General features: G+C 72.4%; 16 protein-coding genes and 1 riboswitch. Of the genes, 7 read left to right on the forward strand and 9 right to left on the reverse strand.

Going from position 1 to position 20,723, the window contains the following annotated elements; genetic code table 11:
* The first annotated feature begins 106 nt into the window (after positions 1-106).
* Together AR3_RS09820 and dmpG are read left to right on the forward strand one after the other, a co-directional pair.
* On the forward strand, positions 107-1,009 hold the full coding sequence (locus AR3_RS09820) for an acetaldehyde dehydrogenase (acetylating) (protein ID WP_067911852.1): 903 nt from the start codon (positions 107-109) through the stop codon (positions 1,007-1,009).
* Entirely contained in the window at positions 1,006-2,037 is a 1,032-nt protein-coding gene (dmpG, locus tag AR3_RS09825; RefSeq protein ID WP_067911855.1) for a 4-hydroxy-2-oxovalerate aldolase, read from the forward strand. Before AR3_RS09820 ends, dmpG begins: the two co-directional genes overlap by 4 nt.
* 318 nt (positions 2,038-2,355) lie before the next feature.
* On the opposite strand, the gene AR3_RS09830 is transcribed toward dmpG, so the two are convergent.
* Positions 2,356-2,826 (reverse strand): GNAT family N-acetyltransferase, encoded by a 471-nt coding sequence (locus AR3_RS09830; RefSeq protein WP_067911858.1) that lies wholly within the window; start codon positions 2,824-2,826, stop codon positions 2,356-2,358.
* 145 nt (positions 2,827-2,971) lie between these two features.
* Between AR3_RS09830 and AR3_RS09835 the strand changes: the two genes are divergently transcribed.
* Positions 2,972-3,307 carry a WhiB family transcriptional regulator gene (locus AR3_RS09835; protein ID WP_390098436.1) on the forward strand — a complete coding sequence of 112 codons (336 nt, stop codon included), beginning with the start codon at positions 2,972-2,974 and terminating at the stop codon, positions 3,305-3,307.
* A gap of 172 nt (positions 3,308-3,479) precedes the next feature.
* Positions 3,480-4,112, forward strand: coding sequence for a rhomboid family intramembrane serine protease (locus tag AR3_RS09840; RefSeq protein WP_067911861.1), 633 nt, complete (start codon positions 3,480-3,482; stop codon positions 4,110-4,112).
* A gap of 3 nt (positions 4,113-4,115) precedes the next feature.
* Here AR3_RS09840 and AR3_RS09845 read toward each other — a convergent pair whose 3' ends face one another.
* The 4 genes from AR3_RS09845 to AR3_RS09865 all read right to left on the reverse strand — a co-directional run bounded on the left by AR3_RS09845 (position 4,116) and on the right by AR3_RS09865 (position 9,093).
* On the reverse strand, positions 4,116-4,889 hold the full coding sequence (locus tag AR3_RS09845) for an SDR family oxidoreductase (RefSeq protein ID WP_067911866.1): 774 nt from the start codon (positions 4,887-4,889) through the stop codon (positions 4,116-4,118).
* 142 nt (positions 4,890-5,031) lie between these two features.
* Entirely contained in the window at positions 5,032-6,492 is a 1,461-nt protein-coding gene (locus AR3_RS09850) for a hypothetical protein (RefSeq protein WP_067911870.1), read from the reverse strand.
* Positions 6,493-6,544: 52 nt separating this feature from the next.
* Complete coding sequence (locus tag AR3_RS09855; RefSeq protein ID WP_067911874.1) at positions 6,545-7,330, reverse strand: sporulation protein; 786 nt, start codon at positions 7,328-7,330, stop codon at positions 6,545-6,547.
* A 308-nt stretch (positions 7,331-7,638) separates the two neighbouring features.
* Positions 7,639-7,708, reverse strand: a riboswitch (guanidine-III (ykkC-III) riboswitch).
* 53 nt (positions 7,709-7,761) lie between these two features.
* Positions 7,762-9,093: a UDP-glucose dehydrogenase family protein gene (locus AR3_RS09865; RefSeq protein WP_067911883.1), complete on the reverse strand. Its 1,332-nt coding sequence runs from the start codon at positions 9,091-9,093 to the stop codon at positions 7,762-7,764.
* Between the two features lie 527 nt (positions 9,094-9,620).
* On the opposite strand from AR3_RS09865, the gene AR3_RS09870 reads away from it, so the two are divergent.
* Both AR3_RS09870 and AR3_RS32580 read left to right on the forward strand, forming a co-directional pair.
* Entirely contained in the window at positions 9,621-11,453 is a 1,833-nt protein-coding gene (locus AR3_RS09870) for an acyl-CoA dehydrogenase (RefSeq protein ID WP_067911886.1), read from the forward strand.
* Between the two features lie 218 nt (positions 11,454-11,671).
* Complete coding sequence (locus AR3_RS32580; RefSeq protein ID WP_067911891.1) at positions 11,672-13,309, forward strand: OmpA family protein; 1,638 nt, start codon at positions 11,672-11,674, stop codon at positions 13,307-13,309.
* Positions 13,310-13,418: 109 nt separating this feature from the next.
* On the opposite strand, the gene AR3_RS09880 is transcribed toward AR3_RS32580, so the two are convergent.
* The 4 genes from AR3_RS09880 to AR3_RS09895 all read right to left on the reverse strand — a co-directional run bounded on the left by AR3_RS09880 (position 13,419) and on the right by AR3_RS09895 (position 18,781).
* On the reverse strand, positions 13,419-14,783 hold the full coding sequence (locus AR3_RS09880; protein WP_067911956.1) for a dihydrolipoamide acetyltransferase family protein: 1,365 nt from the start codon (positions 14,781-14,783) through the stop codon (positions 13,419-13,421).
* A gap of 17 nt (positions 14,784-14,800) precedes the next feature.
* Positions 14,801-15,790: an alpha-ketoacid dehydrogenase subunit beta gene (locus tag AR3_RS09885; RefSeq protein WP_067911894.1), complete on the reverse strand. Its 990-nt coding sequence runs from the start codon at positions 15,788-15,790 to the stop codon at positions 14,801-14,803.
* Positions 15,787-16,917 (reverse strand): pyruvate dehydrogenase (acetyl-transferring) E1 component subunit alpha, encoded by a 1,131-nt coding sequence (gene pdhA, locus AR3_RS09890; RefSeq protein WP_067911897.1) that lies wholly within the window; start codon positions 16,915-16,917, stop codon positions 15,787-15,789. The genes AR3_RS09885 and pdhA overlap by 4 nt, the downstream gene beginning before the upstream one ends.
* A 244-nt stretch (positions 16,918-17,161) precedes the next feature.
* Complete coding sequence (locus AR3_RS09895) at positions 17,162-18,781, reverse strand: hypothetical protein (RefSeq protein ID WP_067911900.1); 1,620 nt, start codon at positions 18,779-18,781, stop codon at positions 17,162-17,164.
* Positions 18,782-19,397: 616 nt separating this feature from the next.
* On the opposite strand from AR3_RS09895, the gene purS reads away from it, so the two are divergent.
* On the forward strand, positions 19,398-19,649 hold the full coding sequence (gene purS / locus AR3_RS31480) for a phosphoribosylformylglycinamidine synthase subunit PurS (protein WP_067911903.1): 252 nt from the start codon (positions 19,398-19,400) through the stop codon (positions 19,647-19,649).
* Positions 19,650-20,723: the final 1,074 nt, after the last annotated feature.

Here is a 20,723-nt window from a genome sequence, read left to right on the forward strand (position 1 = left end):
GTCCGGGCGACCTCAGGGTTGCGGCGTAACGAGGAAAGGACACGCAGGTGGACATGGTGCGAGGCGGCGCCGCCGGGGACCGTCACCGCCGCCGGCGGGAGGCGGCATGCTGACGGCGGCGATCGTCGGGTCGGGCAACATCGGCACCGACCTTCTGATCAAACTGCTGCGCTCGGAGGAGATCGAGGTGCACTCCATGGTCGGGGTGGACCCGGACTCCGACGGGCTGGCCCGGGCGCGCGACCTCGGGGTGCGCACCAGCGCGGAGGGCGTCGACTGGCTGCTGGCCCAGGACGACCTGCCCGACCTGGTGTTCGAGGCGACCTCCGCCAAGGCGCACCAGGCGCACGCGCCGCGCTACGAGGAGGCCGGCATCCAGGCGGTGGACCTGACGCCGGCGGCGGTCGGGCCGTTCGTCTGCCCGCCGGTCAACCTCTCCGGCCTGGCGGGCACGCCCAACCTCAACATGATCACCTGCGGCGGGCAGGCCACCATCCCGATCGTGCACGCGGTGTCCCGCCTGGTCCCGGTGCCCTACGCCGAGATCGTCGCGTCGATCGCCTCGCGGTCGGCGGGGCCGGGCACGCGCGCCAACATCGACGAGTTCACCCAGACCACCGCCCGCGCGATCGAGCAGGTCGGCGGCGCGGCCCGCGGCAAGGCCATCATCATCCTCAACCCCGTGGAACCCCCGATGATCATGCGGGACACGGTGTTCTGCGCGATCCCGCCGGACGCCGACACCGCGGCGATCGCCGAGTCGATCACCGAGATGGCCGCGCGGGTCGCCGAGTACGTCCCCGGCTACCGGCTGCGCGCCGAACCGCAGTTCGACGAGCCGCGCGACGACTGGGGCGGCAATGCCCGCGTGGCGGTGTTCCTGGAGGTCAAGGGCAACGGGGACTACCTGCCGCCCTGGGCCGGCAACCTCGACATCATGACGGCCGCCGCCGCCCGCGTCGGCGAGGAGCTGGCGCGCCTGGCGCCCGGAGAGAAGGTGACGCGATGACCGAGGAGAACGGGCGGATCAGGATCACCGACTCGACGCTGCGGGACGGCAGCCACGCGATGGCGCACCGCTTCACCGAGGAGCAGGTCCGCGGCGTGGTGCACGCGCTGGACTCCGCCGGCGTCGAGGTGATCGAGGTGGCGCACGGCGACGGGCTGGGCGGCTCCTCGTTCAACTACGGCTTCTCGCTGGAAGACGAGATCAAGCTGATCGCGGCGGCCGTGGACGAGGCCAAGACCGCCCGCATCGCGGTGCTGCTGCTGCCCGGCGTGGGCACCGTGGAGGACCTGCGCCGCGCCCATGACGCGGGCGCGTCCGTGGCGCGGATCGCCACGCACTGCACCGAGGCCGACGTCTCCCTCCAGCACTTCGCCGCCGCCCGCGACCTGGGCATGGAGACCGTCGGGTTCCTCATGCTGTCGCACCGCATCGGCCCGGCCGAGCTCGCCCGCCAGGCCCGCATCATGGTGGACGGCGGCGCGCAGTGCGTCTACGTCGTCGACTCGGCCGGCGCGATGGTCCTCGCCGACGCCCAGGCCCGGGTCCGCGCTCTGGTCGAGGAAATCGGGCACGAGGCGCAGGTCGGCTTCCACGGCCACCAGAACCTGTCGCTCGGCGTCGCCAACTCCGTGCTGGCCGCCCAGAACGGCGCCCGGCAGATCGACGGGGCCCTGTGCGCGCTCGGCGCGGGCGCCGGCAACGCCCCCACCGAGGTCGTGGCGGCCACCTTCGAACGCCTCGGCTACACCACCGGGGTGGACGTCCAAGGGGTGATGGCCGCGGCCGAGGACGTCGTCCGTCCGTTCCTGCCGCGCCTGCCGTTCGCGGACCGCTCCGCGATCACCCAGGGGTACGCGGGCGTGTACTCCAGCTTCCTGCTGCACGCCGAACGCGCCGCCGAACGCTACGGCGTCCCCGCCCACGAGATCCTCCAGCGCGTCGGCGAGGCCGGCTACGTCGGCGGTCAGGAAGACATGATCATCGACGTCGCGCTCCGCCTCGTCGAAGAACGCGAACGCGCCTCCTGATGACGACGGGGCACCGGCGACGCCGGTGCCCCGAACGCTTCGAGCGGCTGGTCAGGGGCCGGGGTGGGGCGACGTCCGCCGGCTGGGCGCCGAGCGGTGGACGGCCGTTGCGAGGCCGGGCGCCCAGGCAGCCAATGAACGTCGCGTGGCTGGGTGCTGCGCGGTTGATGGAGTTGTGCGGCTGGACGCCGTCCACCGCTGAGCGCGACGAGCAGGTCGATGGCGCACATCACCGCAGGACGTCGCGCGATTGATGGACGCCGCGCGACGCCCGCCGGGGCGAGACGGATCGCCGTCGAAAGCGTCCTTTGAGCGGGTTTAAGGGCCGGGCAGGTGGTACTTCATGCCCGTATGGGACGGCTGGAAGCCCAGCTTCTGGTAGAAACGGATCGCCTCGGGACGGCGGCGGTCCGTGGTGAGCTGGACGAGCCGGCAGCCACGGGCGCGGGCCTGCTCGACGGCCCAGGTGATCATCGCCTGTCCGATGCCGCGGCCGCGCTGGTCGGCGGAGACGCGGACGCCCTCGATCTGGGCGCGTTCGCCGCCGCGATACGTGAGGCCCGGGATGAAGGTGAGCTGCAGCGTGCCGACGACGGCGCCGTCGAGCTCGGCCACGACGAGCTCGTTGCGGGGATCGGCGCAGATGGCCTCGAAGGCCCGCAGGTAGCACTCGGGGATCACCTCGCCGGGGGACTCGCGGGACGCGCCGAGGGGGTCGTCGGCCAGCAGGCGGACGATCTGCGGCAGGTCGTCGCGCGTCGCCCGGCGGAACGTCGGGCTCTGGCGCATCGCCCCAGGGTAACGGCGGGACGCTCCGTGCGGTCGGCCACCATGACTTGTAGTACTACGCCGTGTAGTACTACGTTGTGTTCGACAAGCTTTCCCCACCCCAGAGCCTCCGGTGCCGGACGCTCGGACACCGGCGGGAGAGACCATGTTCATGTTCCACACCGACAACGACGAGCACTGGACCGACCACGCCATCTGCCGCGGCGCCGACCCCGACCTGTTCTTCCCCGTCGGTTACAGCGCCCCGATCCTGCAGGAGCAGATCGCGGCGGCCAAGGCCATCTGCGGGAACTGCCCGGTCCGTGCGGAGTGCCTGTCCTGGGCGCTGAGCGTGGGCGAGCCCGACGGCATCTGGGGCGGCACGACCCCGGAGGAGCGCCGCTACCTGCGCCGTTCCGCCGACGCGCCGACGCGTCGTCCGCTGCCGGTGTTCTCCGTGCGGGGGGACGTCGAGGAGCACCAGGCCGACCAGGCCGCCTGACCGCGCGGTCGCGCGCACGTCCGCCGGCACGACGGTCGCCGCCGCCGACACCGCGCCGCTCGCGCCCCTCGGCGCACAGCGGACACCCGTCCGCCACCGGGCCTGGCACACAGGGACGACCTGGTTCGTTGGTTCGGTGACGGGAGCGTCTTTCACACCTACGGTGGCGGACATGAGCTATTCCCCCGAGCGGCAGGGACGGCACCCTTCCGAAGGACTCGCGACCCACGGCGCGCGGGCCCTCGGAGCCTTCGTTCTCATCGGCGCGGTCACCGCCGGCATGTGGATCCTGGAGATGTTCGACTACGCGCTCGGCGGACGCCTGGACGCCTTCGGCATCCAGCCGCACGACGTGGACGACCTGCCGGACGTCTTCACCGCGCCGTTCATGCACGGGGGCTTCGGGCACCTGATCGGCAACACCGTGCCGTTCGTGGTCCTGGGCTTCCTGGCCGCGGTGCGCGGGATCGCCAAGTTCCTCGCCGCCAGCCTGATGATCATCGTGGTGGGCGGCCTCGGCGTGTGGTTCACCAGCTCCGCCAACACCCTGGGCTCCAGCATCCTGATCTTCGGCTTCTTCGGCTACCTGCTCGGCCGCGGCCTGTTCGAACGCCGCCTGCTGGACCTGGCGATCGCCGCCGGGGTGGTGCTGCTGTACGGCGGGCTGATCTTCGGCGTGCTGCCCAGCGACCCGGGGATCTCCTGGCAGGGCCACCTGTTCGGCATGATCGGCGGCGTGCTCGCGTCCTGGCTGCTGCGCCAGCGCCGCCGCGAGCCCGCCGTGCCGCCCTACCCCTCGGTCTGACCGCTAGCGCGGACGCACCGCCACCTCGGCCACGACCGCGTCGCGCGGCGTCTCCAGAGCCGACACCACCACCCGCGCCACCGTGGCCGGCGCCATGAAGTCGTCCGGGACGTACTCGCCGCCCTCCTGGACGCGCACCTTGCGCTGCATCTCGGTGGCGGTCCGCCCCGGGAAGACCGACGTCACCCGCAGCTCGGGCTCCTCGGCGCGCAGCGAGTCCGCCAGCGCCCGCATCCCGAACTTGCTGGCCGCGTAGGCCGACCAGTGCGGGTTGGCCCGCAGCCCCGCCGTGGAGTTGACGAACACCACGTGCCCCTGCGCGGCGCGCAGCGCGGGCAGCAGCAGCCGCGTCAGCTCCGCCGCCGACACCAGGTTGACGTTCAGGTGCTCCAGCCACCGGTCGGCGTCCAGCTCGGCCACCGCCCCCAGGTGGACGACGCCCGCGCAGTGCACCAGCCCGTCCAGCCGCTCGGGCAGCCCCGCCTCGGCCAGCGCCGCCTCCAGCCGGCGCGGCTCGGTCAGGTCCAGCGGCAGCGTGCGGATCGGCGCGTCGGCGCCGGTGGCGGCGCGGGCGGCGGCCGCGGCCGGGTCGCCGTTGCGCTCGCGGACGATGAGCTGCGTCTGCGCGTGGGCCCCGCCGCGCAGCGACGCGGCCAGCGCGGCCAGCCGGTCCGCCGAACGGCCGGTGAGGATCAGCTCGTGCCCGCGGTCGCGCAGCAGCTCGGCGACCGCGGTGCCGATGCCCCCGGTCGCCCCGGTGATCAGATACGTGCCCATGGCGCCCCATTCTGGAAGATCCACGCGGCGGAGGATGCCCCCGTGCCCGCGGTCGATGCCCCCCGCGCCCGCGGTCGATGGGTCGTCGCCGCCTCGTCGATGCGCCCGGCCCGGTGCGCGGCGCCGCCTCGTGCGCCGGCGCCTAGCTGGGGCGCAGCACGCGGGTCACGCCCGCGATCAGCGCGGTGGCCAGGATCCACCCCGTGGCGATCAGCGCGTACGCCACCCAGCGGGACCAGCCGGTCGGGTCGAAGGCCTGCTGCTGCCCGAACGTGTCGATCGGGATGAGCAGGTCCAGGGTGTAGACGAGGGCGTGGTAGTCGGGCCGTTCGTCCGGCGGCTTGATGGGGTGCGGCCTGTCGACCGAGAACACGACCGTGCCGAGCGTCACCAGGAACGCGAACCACCCGAACGCCAGCCACGGCCGGTAGCCGTACCCGACGGTCCAGTCGAGCAGGCACCCCCACGCCTTGCCCACGGGGTTGGCCAGGTTGCGGCGCCGGGTGCGCAGCTTGGCCAGCTGCACCTTGCGCGCCAGGTCGTCGTGGCCGACGCCGTGGTACCAGGCGGCGAGCTGCTCGTACGGCTGCAGGTGGAACTGCTTGTCCCGGTTCACCCAGTCGAGCCGGTCGCGGAAGCCGCCGCCGCGCAGCAGCTCGTAGGTGAGCCCGTTGAGGTACAGCTCGTCCGGCCAGACGGCCGGATCGTCCATGATCAGGTTGATCCGGGAGTACGACAGCGACACCCGGCCCTCGATCCGGCGCTCCGGCAGCAGGATCAGCTCGTCGGCGTGGATGTGGCTGGCGTGCAGGGCCATCCGCGCAGGGTCGCCGGAGTCCAGCACGGCCCTGGAGAACGACAGGGTGCCGTTGATCCGGGCACTGCGCAGCCGCATCGTGCCGAGGGCGGTGAAGCCCCGGCTGAACTCGGCGGCGTCCTCGACGATCATGTTCTGCGCGTCCATGGCGAGCCGCCCCGGATTGCGCAGCGCGGTGCCCTCCATGAACAGCCCGCCGTTCATGCGCGCCCCGACCAGCCGCACCCCGCCGGTGATCTTCGCGTCGCGGATGAAGGCGCCGGCCTCGACGACCAGCCCGCCGCTGAACACCGCCCACTCGGCCGGGTCGGTCTCGGTGATCACGGTGCCGTTCATCCGCAGCCCGCCCATGAGCTGGGCGCGCGGCAGCCGCACCTGCCCGTCGATCACCGAGCGGGACAGGCTGAGGTAGCCGTCGGCCTGCAGGCCGCCGCCGTCGAACCCGGGCAGCCGGCACTCCGACAGGCGCAGCTGCCGGGTGCGGGCGTTGGAGAAGTCGGGCTGCTCGACCAGGTGGCAGCGCTCCAGCCGCAGCTCGTGCTCGACGGCGCCGCCCGACACGTCCAGCCGCCCGATGATGTACGCGCCGCGCAGCCGGACGGCCGCCACGAACCCCTCGCGCGGTTCGCACGCGCCGAGCAGCAATTGCCGGATCACCTCGGCGCGGACGATCCGTCCGGGTTCCGGCCCGGCCGGACGGTCGTCCCCGAGGACCACGCGGGAGCCCGTCGGGAACGCCGCCCAGAGCCGTTGTTCGGTTTCGCTGAGCCCGGAAGGGTGCGTCACGAAGCCTCTCTCCGCCTGAGCCTGCCGCGGCACACGCGAACGCTCTCGGGGCTCAGAAGAGGCCGCGGCGACGCGCCGCCTGCTGGAGGTAGTTCTCGAGCTCCTGCTCCCAGTTGGTGTTGTTCACGGTGGCGTAGTCGACCGTGAAGCGGGCGAACGCGTCGTGGCCCTCGGTGAACACGCCGCCGCGCTTGTCGAGCTCCAGGACGACCTCCATCGACTGCGGGTACGACACGAAGGTCACTTCGAGCTGGTTGATGCCGCGGGCGAACCGCGCCGGCGGGTAGTACTCGATCTCCTGGTAGAACGGCAGCTCCTGGTGGACGCCCCAGATGCGGCCCTTCTCGCAGTCGGCGTTGCGGAACACGAAGCCGAGGTTGGCGAACGCCGTGAGGATGCGCTCCTGGGCGGGCAGCGGGTGCACCGCGATGGGGTCCAGGTCGGTGGCGTCGACGGCGCGCGCGACCTCCAGCTCGGTGGCGACGCCGACGGTGGTGCCGTGCAGCGGCCGCCCGTAGAAGTGGGTGAGCGGCGCCTCCCACGGGATGGGCAGCTGGAAGGGGATGGTGTGGCGGGCGCCGTCGTCGAGCCGGAACGGCCCGGCGATCGGCACCTTGGCGTACTCCAGGTCGGCCTTGTACTCGCTGTCCCCGGACTCGATCTCGACGCGGGTGCGCAGGGCGAGGTTGACGCCCTTGATGTCGGAGTCGTGCTCGCCCCCGAGGATCGTCACCTCGCCGGTGATCACGCCGCCGGGGGTGGTGTTGGGGTTGTGCAGGACCGTCTCGACCTGCGGGCCGCCGACTCCGAGCGCCTGCATCAGCTTCTTGAAGACCACGTCGTACTCCCCTCCGAAGGATTGGGCGCGCAGCGCCCTCGTCAAGTAGACGTGGCCCCTGAGGCGTGCGTTCCCCGAGGCCGTGGCCGGTTCAGGCGGACGGCGGGGGGTGGACGCCGCCGAGGGGAGCGGACGCCGCTGAGAAGAGAGTAGACCTCGCCGGGACGCGGGCGGCCTTCAGCGCCGGCATCGCCGCCGCTTCGACCAGGGCGGCCACTTCGGACAGGGCGGCGACTTCGACCAGGGCGGCGGCGAGGACGAGGAACCAGGCCGTGTTCCCCTCCCGGACGGGACGAGCGGCCGATGCCGGCGGGTCGTCGTGTCCTGACCGGGTACGGCGCACGTCCCGTCCGGGAGGGCACGTGGAGAACCCTCGGCCCTTATCCAACCAGACGGCGACCCGAGGGGCTTCCCTTCTCCCGAATCGAGGGTCAGGAGCGGCCGAGGGCGCGGTACTCCCAGCCCGCGGCGCGCCAGCGGGCCGCGTCCAGCGCGTGCCGCCCGTCCACGATCCTGCGGTGCGCGACCACCTCGGCCAGCGCGTCCGGGTCGATCTCCCGGAACTCCGACCACTCGGTCAGCAGCACCACCACGTCCGCGTCCCTGGCCACGTCCAAGGCGTTCTCGCCGTAGCGCAGCTCGGGGAAGGCGCGGCGGGCGTTGTCGAGGGCGGCCGGGTCGTACACCCGCACGTACCCGCCGAGGCCGTGCATGGTGCGCGCCACGTCGAGCGCGGGCGCGTCGCGGATGTCGTCGGAGTTGGGCTTGAACGCCGCGCCCCAGCAGGCGATGCGGCGCCCGGAGATCTGCCCGCCGAGCAGCTCGCGCACCAGGTCGACGGTGCGGGCGCGGCGCCGCCGGTTGATCGCGTCCACCTCGCGCAGGAACGCCACCGCGTGGCCCACACCGATCTCCTCGGCGCGGTGCGCGAACGCCCGGATGTCCTTGGGCAGGCAGCCGCCGCCGAAGCCGAGGCCGGGCTTGAGGAACTTGCCGCCGATCCGGTCGTCCAGGGCCAGCGAGTCGGCCAGGTCCTTGACGTCGGCACCGACGGCCTCGCACACCTCGGCCATCGCGTTGATGTAGGAGATCTTGGTGGCGAGGAAGGAGTTGGCGGCGACCTTGACCAGCTCGGCGGTGGCCAGGTCGGTGCGGATCACGGGGGTGCCCTGCTCGAGGATGGGGCGGAACGCCGCGCGCAGCCGCTCGTCGGCCCAGTCGGAGGCGACCCCGAACACCAGCCGGTCGGGGTGCATGGTGTCGTCGACGGCGTAGCCCTCGCGCAGGAACTCGGGGTTCCAGGCCAACTCGACGTCGGCGCCCGCGGGCGCGAGCTCCTGCAGGCGGACGGTGAGCTCCGCGGCCGTGCCGACCGGGACCGTGGACTTGCCCACCACCAGGCAGCGCCGGGTCAGGTGGGGGGCGAGGGAGTCGACGGCGGCGTTGACATAGGACAGGTCGCAGGCGTCCGACCCGGGCTGCTGCGGGGTGCCCACGCAGATGAAGTGGACGTCGCCGAACTCCCCGGCCTCGGCGAAGGAGGTGGTGAAGCGCAGCCGCCCCGACTCCAGCGCCTTGGTCAGCAGCTCGGGCAGGCCCGGCTCGAAGAACGGCACCTCGCCCGCGGCCAGTTTGGCGATCTTGCGTTCGTCCACGTCCACGCCCAGGACCTCGTAGCCCAGGACGGCCATGCAGATCGCGTGGGTGGCGCCGAGGTAGCCGGTGCCGATGACGGTGAGCCTCGGGGACTCCGTCGGGTTCATGGGCGTTCTCCTTGTCGGGTACGGGGTGCGGCTGCGGGCGCTGGGTCACCGACGGAAACGACGGCCGGATAGCCGATCCTGCCGCAGCGGGGCCCGCCGTTCGAACCCCCGTCCGGACGGTTCGGCCGCCGGCCGCCGGGCCGCCTGCGCGCGCGCCGCGTCCGGGTGGAGAAACGGGGCGCGGCCGACGCCGGGCCGCGAAAGTCCTCGTCGCGGCCCCTTTGCCGGGCCGTATGCCCGCAGTGTGGACGCTTCACACGGCGCCGAGCGTCCCCTTGTGAACCCGATGAGCGATATCCCGTCTCGCGTCACGACGCCATGTGATTTGCGTCACTTTCTCGCTCGTGCGCGCGTCGCGCCGCCCCGCAGTGCGCGGAACCGTATTCGGAACGTGTGGTTGGCACTGGTTACCAGCGGGTAGCATGGTCGTAGTTACCGACCAGTACTTTACGAGCGCCATACGTCACCCGGGAGGTCGGTCGGGGTCGGTGCCCGCCGCCCACCCCCGGCCAAGGCAAGGAGCTTCGATGGGGCACTACAAGAGCAACCTCCGGGACCTGGAGTTCAACCTCTTCGAGGTCCTCGGACGCGGCGAGGTCCTCGGCACCGGACCCTTCGCCGAGGTCGACGCCGACACCGCCCGCAGCATCCTGGAAGAGGTCGAGCGCCTGGCCTCCGGGCCGCTGGCCGAATCCTTCGCGGACGCCGACCGCAACCCGCCGGTGTTCGACCCGGCCACCGGCACCGTGACCATGCCGGAGAGCTTCAAGAAGTCGTTCCAGGCGTGGATGGACGCCGAGTGGTGGCGGCTGGAGCTGCCCGAGGAGCTCGGCGGCACCAACGCGCCCCGCTCGCTGATCTGGTCGGTCGCCGAGATGGTGCTCGGCGCCAACCCGGCCGTGTGGATGTTCGGCAGCGGCCCCGCCTTCGCCCGGCTGCTCTACATGATCGGCACCCCGGAGCAGAAGCGGTTCGCCGAGCTGGCCATCGAACGGCGCTGGGGCTCCACCATGGTGCTCACCGAGCCGGACGCGGGCTCCGACGTCGGCGCGGGCCGCACCAAGGCCGTCGAGCAGCCCGACGGCACCTGGCACATCGAGGGCGTCAAGCGCTTCATCACCTCGGCCGAGCACGACATGGCCGAGAACATCTTCCACCTCGTGCTGGCCCGCCCCGAGGGCGCCGGCCCGGGCACCAAGGGCCTGTCGATGTTCCTGGTGCCCAAGTACCTGGTCGACCTGGAGACCGGCGAGCTCGGCGAGCGCAACGGCGTCTACGTCACCAACGTCGAGAAGAAGATGGGCCTGAAGGTCTCCACGACCTGCGAGCTGACCTTCGGGGAGAAGCACCCGGCCATCGGCTACCTGGTCGGCGGCGTGCACGACGGCATCCGGCAGATGTTCATGGTCATCGAGCACGCCCGGATGATGGTCGGCACCAAGGCCATCTCCACGCTGTCCACCGGGTACCTGAACGCGCTGGAGTACGCCAAGGAGCGCGTCCAGGGCGCCGACATGACCCAGATGACCGACAAGACCGCCCCGCGCGTCACCATCACCCACCACCCGGACGTGCGGCGCAGTCTGATGACCCAGAAGGCCTACGCCGAGGGCATGCGCGCCCTGGTGCTGTTCACCGCCACCTACCAGGACGCGATGCAGATCGCCGAGCACGAGGGCCGCAAGGACGAGCAGGCCGAGAAGATGAACGACCTGCTGCTGCCGATCGTCAAGGGCTTCGGCTCCGAACGCGCCTACGCCCTGCTCGGCTCCGACTCGCTGCAGACCTTCGGCGGCTCGGGCTTCCTGCAGGACTACCCGGTCGAGCAGTACATCCGCGACTCCAAGATCGACACCCTGTACGAGGGCACCACCGCCATCCAGGGCCTGGACTTCTTCTTCCGCAAGATCCTGCGCGACCAGGGCAAGGCGCTGACCGCGCTGGGCGACCAGATCCGCCGCTTCGCCCAGGGCGAGGCGGGCAACGGCCGCCTCAAGACCGAGCGCGCCGCCCTCGCCCGGGCCCTGGAGGACTTCCAGGGCATGCTGCAGCCGATGATCGGCTGGGCGATGGCGTCGATGGAGAACCCGCGCGAGATCTACAAGGTCGGCCTCAACACCACCCGCCTGCTGATGGCCGCCGGCGACCTGGTCGTGGGCTGGCTGCTGTGCCGCCAGGCCGAGGTCGCGCTGAGCAAGCTGGACGCCGGCGCCTCCGACGCCGACAAGGCGTTCTACCAGGGCAAGGTGGCCGCGGCCCAGTACTTCTGCGCCAACGTGCTGCCTCGCCTGGCCGCCGACCGCGCCGCCACCGAGGCGACCACCCTCGACGTCATGGAGCTGTCCGAGGACGCGTTCTGACCGGCCTCTCCTCCCCCTCCCGGTCCGAATGCAGCGGGCCCCGTCACCGCCCACGGTGACGGGGCCCGTCCCCTTTCACCGCGAACAGGCCCTCATCACGCGCCGGTCTCCCGGGTGCGGAAAGCAGCCCTGACCACGGTGGCCGCCGTGGTGTCCCTCGGGGGCGGTGCGTCGCTAGGGTGTCCGGCGACGAGTGGCTGTCGGAAGCGGAGTGCCCCATGGCGGTGCGCAGGTTCGTCCTCTCATCGGCCGTCCCGATGACCGCGGTGCTGATCGTGACCGCGGGCTGCTCCGACTCCCCGCCCGCGGCCGTCTGGGTGGACCCGCCCCGGGCGTCCGGCGGCCCGATGAGCGCGCCGCCGCCGGCGGGCGGCGGGCTGGTCAAGGAGGGCTGGTTCGGCGCGGCGGACGGGCTGCACGCGCGCATCGAGATCAAAGGCGTCGAACGGCAGCCGACCCGGTCGGTGCTGCGGCTCACCCTCACGCCGCTGGAGGCCGCCACGCCCTCGCCGACGGCCGCCGCGGGCACGATGCCGTTCGCCGTCTCGCTGCTGGACCCGGTCAACCGCCGGTTCTACCGGCCGCTGACCGGCGGGCAGCCGTCCCGGCTCACCGTGAACACCCCGCAGGAGATGACCGTCGAATACCCGCCGCTGCCGCCGGACGTCCAGCGGATCACGGTGATCACACCGGGGACGGCCGGGGAGTTCACCGGCGTGCCGGTCACCACCGCCGCCGCGTCCGCCCCGACCTCGTCCGCCTCGACCTCGTCCGCGCCGACCGCCACCGCGGCCGCGGCGGCGACGCCCGGTGCCGCGCCCACCACCTCGCCCACCGCCTCGCCCACCGCGTCGCCCGGCGCCTCCCAGGCCCCCGGCGGCGGCGCGATCGATCTGTACGACATCACCGAGGGCGAGGTCCGGGACGTGGTCTCCGGCCCCGCCGAGGAGTCGCTGAGCCTGCGCGCGGACGCGCTGTTCGACTCCGACTCCGACAAGCCGTCCGCCCGCGCCCGGCAGGTGCTCGACCAGGCCGCCGCCGACATCCGGCAGAAGGCCGACCCCGCCCGGCCCATCGCCGTCGACGGGCACACCGACAGCGCCGGTGACGCCTCGCGGAACCTCGACCTGTCGCGGCGGCGCGCGGAGGCCGTGGTCAAGGAGCTGAAGAACCGGCTCGGCGCGTCGTTCACCTTCACCGCGACGGGCAAGGGCGAGGCCGACCCGGTCGCCAAGGAGGGCGGTTCCGGCGACGCGGCGGCCCGCGCCCGCAACCGCCGCGTGGTGATCTCCTACCGGGTGCGGCAGCAGGCCCCCGGCGCCAGGCCGCCGTCGGCGACCTCCACGGCCTCCACGGCGTCCGCCACGCCGACCCTGTCCGCGTCCGCCACGCCGACTCCGTCCGCGACCCCCTCACCGGCGGAGTTCCGGGCGCGGGACGGCGCGACGGTCGCCAGCCGCACCGGACGGTTCGGGCAGGCGAAACGGCGATTGGACGTCAAGCCGTTCTACCGCGACGGCGCGTACCTGGTCGCCGTCTTCGAGATCGTCAACGAGGGGCCCGGGAACACCCCGCCCGACGCCTCGTACGCGCACAAGGACTACCCGGGAGGCGCGTTCACCGCGTTCTCCGTCAGCGCACCCGGCGGCAAGGACGTGTACCGCGCCGTGCGCATCGGGCCCGCCGCGCCCGGGGCGTACGCCGCGTACGTCGACCCGGGACGCGCCACCTTCCGCACGGGCGTCGGACAGCCCGCGCGCGGCTTCGTCTACTTCCCCGCGCCGCCCGGCACCGTCACGAAGGTCACCTTCGACGCGGGCCCCTTCGGGAAGATCGACAATGTGCCGGTGGACTGAGGGTGCCGGTGAACTGAGGGTGCCGGTGAACTGAAACGCGCCGGTGAAATGACCGCGGGGGCCGGAGCGGCACGGCTCCGACCCCCGCGAACCCGTCGCGGCGGGCCCGTCAGGACCAGACGAGCATGTGCAGCGGGTCCTCCAGCATGTCGCCGACGTCCCGCAGCACCTTCGAGCCCAGCTCGCCGTCGATGATGCGGTGGTCGAACGACAGCGCCAGCGTGGCGACCTTGCGGACCGCCAGCTCGCCCTCGTGCACCCACGGCATGTCCCGCACCTGGCCGACGGCCAGGATGGCCGCCTCGCCCGGCGTGAGGATCGGGGTGCCCGCGTCCACGCCGAACACGCCGATGTTGGTGATCGTGATCGTGCCGCCGGTCAGGTCGGCCGGGGACGCCTTGCCCGCGCGGGCCGTGTCGACCAGCTCGTTGAGCGCCCGCGCCAGCTCCGGCAGCGGCTTGGCGTGGGCGTCCTTGATGTTGGGCACCAGCAGGCCCCGCGGCGTGGCGGCGGCGATCCCCAGGTTCACGTACGGCTTGACGACGATCTCCGCCGAGTCGCCCTCGCCGACCCACGACGAGTTGATCATCGGGTGCCGCCGGACCGCGACCAGCAGCGCCTTGGCCACCAGCAGCAGCGGCGACACCTTCAGCCCGGCGAAGTCCGGCATCTCGCGCAGCCGCCGCACCGCGTCCATCGTGGCGGTCATGTCGACCTGCAGCCACTCGGTGACGTGCGGGGCGGTGAACGCCGAGGAGACCATCGCCGTCGCCGTGCTGCGCCGCACGCCCCGGACCGGGATCCGCTCCTCCTCGCCCCGCAGGACCGGCGCGGGCGCCTGCGGCGCGGCCGCGGGCGCCTGCTGCCGGGAGGCGGCCGCCTGGACGTCGTCGCGGGTGATGGACCCGGCCGGGCCCGTCCCGACGATCGTCGACAGGTCCACCCCGAGGTCCTTGGCCATCTTCCGCACGGGCGGCTTGGCCAGGACGCGCTTGTCCACAGGCTGTGGACGGCCGTTGGGCTGCGGCGCCGGGGCGGGCGCGGCGGGCGCGGCGGGCCGCTTGCGCGGACGGCGCTTCGTCGCCCCCGGCTTCACCCCGTACCCGACGAGGACCGGCTGGCGCTTCGGCTCGTCCGGCTGCACCATGCCCGGCTCGTCCGGAGCCGGCACCGCCTCCTGCTTGGGCGCCTCGGCCGCCGGCGCGGCCGCGGCCGGAGCGGCGTCCCCGCCGGAGACGCTGACCGCGATGATCGGCGTGCCGACGTCCACCGTCTGCCCCTCGGGGACCAGCAGGTCCGCCACCACGCCCTCGTACGGGCAGGGCAGCTCGACGATCGCCTTCGCGGTCTCGATCTCCACGATCGTCTGGTTGATCTCGACCTGGTCGCCCGGCGCCACATGCCACTTGACGATCTCGGCCTCGGTCAGGCCCTCGCCCACGTCGGGCAGATTGAACTGCTTGACCTCGCTCATCACCGCGTCCCTCGCCGTCACCACGCGAACGTCCGGTCGACCGCGTCCAGGACCCGGTCCAAGTCGGGCAGGTAGTGGTCCTCCAGCCGGGACGGCGGGTACGGGGTGGAGAACCCGCCCACCCGCAGCACCGGCGCCTCCAGCCGGTAGAAGCAGCGCTCGGTGATGCGCGCGGCGAGCTCGGCGCCGTAGCCGGAGAACACCGGCGCCTCGTGCACCACCACGCACCGGCCGGTGCGCTCGACCGACGCGACGACCGCGTCGATGTCCAGCGGGTTGAGCGAGCGCAGGTCGATGACCTCCAGCGACCGGCCCTCCTCGGCGGCCGCGGCCGCCGCCTCCAGGCAGGTCTTCACCATCGGCCCGTACGCCAGCACCGTCACGTCGTCGCCCTGCTGGACGACGCGGGCGCGGTGCAGCGGCGTCCAGCTCTCGGGGGCGGCGGAGACGTCGACGGGCGCCTTGTCCCAGTACCGGCGCTTGGGCTCGAAGAAGATCACCGGGTCGGGCGAGGCGATCGACTGCTGGATCATCGTGTACGCGTCCGACGGGTTGGAGCACGCCACCACCCGCAGACCCGCGGTGTGGGTGAAGTACGCCTCGGGCGACTCGCTGTGGTGCTCCACCGCGCCGATGCCGCCGCCGCACGGGATCCGCACCACGACCGGCAGGCTCAGCGCGCCCAGCGACCGCATCCGCATCTTGGCGAGCTGGGTGATGATCTGGTCGGCGGCGGGGAACACGAACCCGTCGAACTGGATCTCCACGACCGGGCGGTAGCCGCGCAGCGCCAGGCCGATCGCGGTGCCGACGATGCCGGACTCGGCCAGCGGCGTGTCGATCACGCGCTCCTCGCCGAAGTCCTTCTGCAGCCCGTCGGTCACCCGGAACACCCCGCCGAGCTTGCCGACGTCCTCGCCCATCACGAGGACCTTGGGGTCGTTCTCCATCGCCTTGCGCAGGCCGGCGTTCAGCGCCTTGCCCAGCGTCAGCGTCTCGGTCGTCACGACGACACCTCCTTGAAGGACGCCAGGTAGGCGGCGAACTGCTCCTGCTCCTCGGTCATCAGCGGGTGCGCCTCGGCGTAGACGTGGGCGAACATGTCCATCGGCCCGGGGTCGGGCATCGCCAGGCACCCCTTGCGCAGGTCGGCCGCGACCTGCTTGGCCTCGGCCTCGATCTCCTCGAAGAAGGCGTTGTCGGCGAGGTCGTTGCGCACCAGGTACGCCTTGACCCGCTCGATCGGGTCCTTCAGCTTCCACGCCTCCTCCTCGGCCTTGAGGCGGTAGCGCGTGGGGTCGTCGGTGGTGGTGTGGGCGCCCATCCGGTACGTGTAGGCCTCGATCAGCGTCGGCCCCTGGCCCGTCCGGGCCGCCTCCAGGGCCTTGCGCGTCACCGCCAGGCAGGCGAACACGTCGTTGCCGTCCACCCGCAGGCCGGGGAAGCCGTAGCCCTGCGCGCGCCGGTAGAGCGGGATGCGCGACTGCTTCTCCAGCGGCTCGGAGATGGCCCACTGGTTGTTCTGGCAGAAGAACACGATCGGCGCGTTGAAGACCGACGCGAACACGAACGACTCGTTCACGTCGCCCTGGGAGGTGGCGCCGTCGCCGAAGTAGGCGATGGTCGCGCCCGCGTTGGGCGTGCCCAGCACCCCGTCGCGCTGGACGCCCATCGCGTACCCGGTCGCGTGCAGCGTCTGGCTGCCGATCACGATCGTGTACAGGTGGAAGTTGTGCTCCGCAGGGTCCCACCCGCCGTTGTTCACACCGCGGAACAGGCCCAGCAGCTTGAGCGGGTCGACGTCGCGGCACCAGGCCACGCCGTGCTCGCGGTAGGTGGGGAAGGCCATGTCGTGCTCGCCGAGCGCCCGCCCGGAGCCGATCTGGGCGGCCTCCTGGCCGAGCAGGGAGGCCCACAGGCCCAGCTCGCCCTGGCGGGTGAGGGCCACCGCCTCCCGGTCGATCCGCCGGACGATCACCAGGTCGCGGTACAGGCCGCGGACCTCGTCCGGCGTCAGCTCCAGGGGATAGTCGGGATGCTCGACGCGCTCCCCTTCGGGGGTGAGCAGCTGGATGAGCTCGGGGTCGTCGAGCTCATGGACGTCGGGCGCGCCGCGCGCGGAGTCGATCGCCATCGATGACACTCCTCGATCGGGGCCGGGACTACGGGGTCGCCGCATGCCGGCCGGCGTCTATGGCACGCCGCCCCAGGTAAGGGACGTATGCCGCAAGGCAATCGTGGCAGACGTCACTCCCAGGGGCGCAAGCCCTCGTTTGCTTGTTTTCTACCCGTCGGCCGCGTCCCCGCCTCCGCCGTGATTATGCGTGACGATCTTCTCTACGAAGGGTGACGACTATTCGCGATGACAACGACTGGCGTCACTCGCGCGACAGCGCGCGGGTGACGCCGGCGGCGACGGTCAATCCCAGGATGAAGCCCGCGGCCACCAGCAGGTTGGCGATCCACTGGTAGATGCCCTCGGGCGCGAACACCCGCTCCTGCCCGAGGTCGCCGACGGGCAGCAGCAGGTCCAGAGTGTAGAAGAACGCGTTGAAGTGCGGGTGGTCGTCCTCATTCAGGATCTGCGGTTTGTGTAGCGAGAAGACGATCGTGCCGAACGCCAGCAGCCCGGCCAGCCAGCTCATCGCGCGGAACGGCCGATAGCCGTAACCGACCAGGATGTCCTGCAACCAACCGATGATCTTGCGGGGGAGTCCCTGCGTCCGGCGGTGGTCCCGGGCCTTGGCCAGCAGCACCGTGCGCCCGTCGGCGTCCAGGCCCAGCGCGCGGTAGGTCTGCGCGAGCCGCTCGTACGGCTGCGGCTGGTAGCCGTCGGTGTCGCGGCGCAGCCACTCCAGGCGCTGCCGGGCGTCCAGCGGCGGATCCAGGTTCTCGTACTGCAGGCCGTCCAGCTGCAGCCGCTTCGGCCAGGTCGCCGGGTCGTCGCGCAGCAGGTTGATGCGCGCGTACGCCAGGTCGACCACCCCCTCGACCTGCTCGGCCGGACGCAGCAGCACCTCCTCGGCCTGCAGCCGCTCCAGGTTGAGCGCCGTGCCGTTCTCGTGCCGCAGCCGGGCGCCGCTCAGGTTGAGCTGCCCCGACACCCGCGCCCCGGCGAAGCTGACCGCGCCCGTCGCCGAGAAGCCGTCGGAGCAGTACACGTCGGTCTCCACCTGCAGATCGTCGGCGTTGAGCGCGGTCCGCTCCGGGTGCACCAGATCCGCGCCGACGAACGACAGGTAGCCGCCGACCCGCGCGCCCCGCAGCCGGATCTCCCCGCGCGCGGCGAACCCGCCGTCGCAGAACACGTTGGCGGCCACGTCCAGGCGGCTGGCGTACAGGGCGGCGCCCGACGGGTTGTGCAGCCGCGCCGACCGGAAGATCAGCTGCCCGCCGACCCGCGCGCCGGGCAGCCGCACCTCGCCGGCCGCGGCGAAGCCCTGGTCGCAGTAGACGTTGGCGTCGACGGTGAGCCGGTCGGCCAGCAGCGCGTCCCCGCCCGGGTTGGCCAGGTGCACGCCCGACATGTTGAGGATGCCGGTGATGTGCGCGCCGTCCAGCCACAGCCCGCCGGAGATGCGGCTGCCCTCCAGCCACAGGTGCCCGTCCACCCGGGCCCCGGACGCCACCAGCCCGGGCAGGCGGCAGCGCATCATGTGGACGCTGTTCATGCTCGCCCAGTACAGGTGCGGCGCCTCGTCGAAGACGCAGCCGGTCAGCGCCAGCGGCGCCGTCACCTCGGCGTGCCCCAGGTTGAGCGACCCGACGATCCGCGCCCCCGTCAACCGCACCGCCGCGACATGGCCCGGCTCGGGCTCGGCCGCGCCCGCCAGCAGCGCGACCAGCACCTCCGCGCGGATCACCCGGTCGGCGCCCCAGCGCCCGGACTGCGCGGGATCGTCGAACGCCGGGTCGCCGCTGGACAGATCGACCGGCTCCCCCTTCGGGAACGCCTTCCACAGACGGCGCTCCGGGGGAGTCAGCTCCTCAACGTTCATCCGACCTCCTTGGAGGAAACCCGGGGGACGGGGCGAGACTCCGCGGTTGCCAGACCGGGCGGGCGATCGCCCCGCGTTCGGTCGCGAACTGGCGGCGCCGCCCCGACTCGTCCGATGCGCCGCGCGCCGTTGAGCCCGCCCGGACGTTCGGTTGCGCGAGTGTCCGCGGTTCGACGCCCGCGCCGCGCACGGCGGCGCCGACGGTGTGGTTTCAGAGCCCGGTGAACTCCGGCAGGCGTGCCATCTCGGATGCGGTGCGGCGTGAGTTCCGTCGCATGCCGGGGTGCACGGCCGCCCGGTACGGCCGCGAGATCATCGCGGTCGATTGCTGGTTCCCCTCCTTTGACCGCGCCTGCGGGCGCATCGCGAGACACGTGGACGTCCGACGCTGATCATCGTCCGGACGTGCGGCTGCGGCGCGACCCGACACAGGGCCGTGAGCGCAGCGATGAACATTCTGGCCGCTGGGACGACGGCGTCGGCTGTGAAGCCGGTGAAGATCTTTGTGAAGTCCCGCGGGCCGCGGGGCCCGTCCCCTCCCTCGGGAGGGGGAGGCGGCCGGGGTGCCGTACGCTTCAACGCGACAGTGAAAGCCCAGATCAGTGAGGGGGCAGTCGTGGCGCGGGTCGTCGTCGACGTCATGCTCAAGCCGGAAATCCTCGATCCTCAGGGGCAGGCGATCGCCCGCAAGCTGCCGCAGCTCGGCTTCGAGGGGGTGACCGCCGTCCGCCAGGGCAAGCGCTTCGAGGTGGAGCTGGACGGCCCCGCCGACGAGGCCGCCGTGGAACGCGTCCGCACGATCGCGGACACCCTGCTCGCCAACCCCGTCATCGAGACCTACGAGGTCCGCGTCCTCGAGGACAACTGACCACGATCCGTCGGTACCTCGAACGGCGGCCGCAGTCGACGAGGCGGCCGCCTCACAACCGACTCCAGCCGTCAGCGATCGCCCTGCACCGCCGCGCCGACTCCGTGGCCCATGGCGCAACGCGGGGACGGTGACGTTGCGCTAGATCAGCCGCACGGTCGATCGCTTCCCACCGCTGGTCCGGCTATGTCGCAACGGTGTGTGCTGGAGCATTTGGAGCGCGCCGCGGCCGCGACGAGCAAAGCGGCCGCCGAAATCGCGCCCGAGGATGATCGCCTGCGCTGCTGGTCGACTTCCGCCCTCGTGCCGTGACGATTCATCGGCCGGTAGGCCCGTCCTGGGGGAAGGCGGCGTGGCGTTGACCGGCCCCGGGCAGGTGGTGTGCTGTGCTGCTGGGGTCCGCCTCCGCTGTTTGCTCATCTGCTCTCTGGACACGCGGCGTTTGCGGTGCCGTCCGGGCCGCCGATGGAACGCGTCTCCCTGGTCGCCAGGTCTTCCGGGTGGTCGCGCAGGGCGTTCTCACCGAAGCACGGCGCCCGATGATCCGCGGGAGGACCGAGAGGACGATCTGCGAGATGCCGCGGACCGCGATGGGCGGGAGCGGGCGGACGCGGTTCCCCTGACGGCGCCGCCGGTCGCAGGTCCCGCCGCCCGGCCAGGTCAGCAGGTCCCGGGTGATCGCGTCGGCGGTCACCGGGTCGAGGCTTTCGGTCGGCTCGTCGAGCACCAGCACCGGCGGGTCGGCCAGCAGCGCCCTGGACGGCCGGATGGAGTTGGCGGCGGGGCTGCTGGTGCTGCTGCTCGCGCCGGAGGTGTACGCGCCTGGGACAGTCGCATTGCCGGTTTCCACTGCTCGTGCCGGACGATCTCGTCGGCCGACCGCCTGAGAGGGGCGGTAGCGACGCAGGGGCCGACTGGGGAGCCGGTCCGACTGAGCCGCAGCGATGTGCGCGTTGGCGCCGTGTGGGGTGAAGCGCGCCGCGGCCGCGATGAGCGAAGAGGCTGCCGAAATGCGCGGTCTGACTCCGGCCGAGGATGATCGCCTGCGCTGCCGGTCTACTTCCGCGCCCGTGC

Origin of the sequence: Actinomadura rubrobrunea NBRC 15275, assembly GCF_001552235.1 — a bacterium.
Classification (GTDB): Bacteria; Actinomycetota; Actinomycetes; order Streptosporangiales; family Streptosporangiaceae; genus Spirillospora; species Spirillospora viridilutea.